This window comes from Mesorhizobium sp. M7A.F.Ca.ET.027.03.2.1, assembly GCF_003999175.1.
GTDB lineage: Bacteria > Pseudomonadota > Alphaproteobacteria > Rhizobiales > Rhizobiaceae > Mesorhizobium.
Genome location: NZ_RZOM01001152.1, coordinates 1 through 1867, shown reverse-complemented (window position 1 = coordinate 1867; position 1867 = coordinate 1). Strand labels below are relative to the sequence as shown.

At 66.6% G+C, this 1867-nt stretch carries 1 protein-coding gene; it reads right to left on the bottom strand.

Going from position 1 to position 1867, the window contains the following annotated elements; genetic code table 11:
* Positions 1-1867, bottom strand: a 1867-nt coding sequence (locus EN750_RS32295) for a hypothetical protein (protein WP_245482874.1), incomplete at both ends; no start/stop codon positions are given.

Genomic DNA, 1867 nt, shown 5'->3' with positions numbered 1-1867 from the left:
GGGCTGTGGACGACGCCAGCCGGCGCACGCTGCCGCCGGTGGCTTCAGCCGGCGCCTTCAGCCGGCTTTCGGTGGAAATGACGTCGGCGAATTCCGGGGCGTTGACCGGCCCGACATGGGCGAGCGCGGTGAGGTCGCCATTGGCGACCTGATAGAGGCCGATCTCGCTGGTCTCGACGCTGCCTAGGAAAACGCCGGGCTCGGATTTCTCGAGCTTGACGGTCAAGGTCTTGCCGGACGGGGTGATGATCTGCGCGGGGCCGGGATCGTCGGCCATCGTCTGGCGGCGGATTTCCAGCACCATGCCGCGGCCGTCGGCGGTCAGCCGCTCTTCCTCGAGCTCAGGCTCCTTCATCAGCCAGTGGGCGATGCGCCGGTAGAGCTGGACATGCGGGCCGCCGCCCTCGAAGCCGCGCGCCCACAGCCAGCCCTGATCGGACAGCAGCATGCCGACGCGGCCTTCGCCCTTGCGGTCGAGCAACAGCAGCGGCCGGTTGTCGGCGCCCTTCATCACAACTGCGCCTTCGGGATTCTGCACGCCGATGGTGCGGAACCAGCGGCTCCAGTGCGGCGGCTCGGTGGCAGAGCCATCCAGCCCACGCGTCACCGGGTGGCGCTGGCCGAGTTCGGTGAGGCGCGGATAGAAGGCCTTGTCGACCACCTCGCCGGTCGGCATCGCCGGCAGGGCGGACATCAGCGGCGTGCGCGCGATCGAGCTTTCGCCGGCATATTCGGGGCCGGCCGCGATCAGCAGCGCGCCGCCCTTTTCGACATATTCGGAGATGTAGTCGTAATAGAGGATCGGCAGCACGTCGCGGTGCTGGTAGCGGTCGAAAATGATGAGGTCGAAATCCTTGATCTTCTCGACGAACAGCTCGCGGGTCGGGAAGGCGATCAGCGACAATTCGTTGATCGGCGTGCCGTCCTGCTTTTCCGGCGGCCGCAGGATGGTGAAATGGACGAGATCGACCGAGGCGTCGGATTTCAGCAGGTTGCGCCAGGTGCGTTCGCCGGCATGCGGCTCGCCGGAGACGAGCAGCACGCGCAAGTTCTCGCGAATGCCGTCGATGAGCGCGATGGCGCGGTTGTTGGTGTCGGTCAGTTCGCCCGGTTCGCGATCGATGGCGAGTTCGACGATGTTGCGCCCGGCACCCGGAATGGTCACCTGCAGCGGCATCGCCTGGCCAACGGTGGCGTGCTCGACCGCGACCTGTTCGCCATTGACCGAGACGCGCACATCGACCGGGCCGGTCTCGTTTTCGGTCGAGATGACGCGGTAGGTCATGTCGAGCGGCTTGCCGACAAGACCGAAGCGCGGCGCGTTCTCGAAACGTATGCGGCGATCCTTCTCGTGATCGTTGCCGGTTATCAGCGCATGCAGCGGAGCGTTGAAATCGGGCGCTCCCGGGGGGGCGTCATGGACCTCGCCATCTGTGATCATGATGGCGCCGCCGATGCGTGACGGCGGCACGTCGCGGAAGGCGCCTTCAAGCGCGCCGAACAGCCGTGTCTCGGTGCGCTCCTCGGCGGCTTCGGATTTGCCGGCCTCGACGACGCGCACGTCGAACTGCTTGAAGCGGCCAAGCCGCTGCTGCAGCCCGGCCAACGCCTCGTCGGTCTGCTTGGTGCGGTCGCCGATATCCTGGCTCTGGCTGCGGTCGACGACGAGGGCGACAACACTTTTCAGCGGCTCGCGCTCCTCGTTGAGGAACACCGGGTTGAACAAAGCGGCGGCGAGCGCCAGAAGGGCGATGAAGCGGAAGACCGAACCGCGCTGGCGAAACCACAGGCCGACCAGCGCAAGCAGCGCCAGCGGCACCAGCGCCAAGGCCAGCAGTGGCCAGGAGATCAGCGGTTCGAAGGAGAT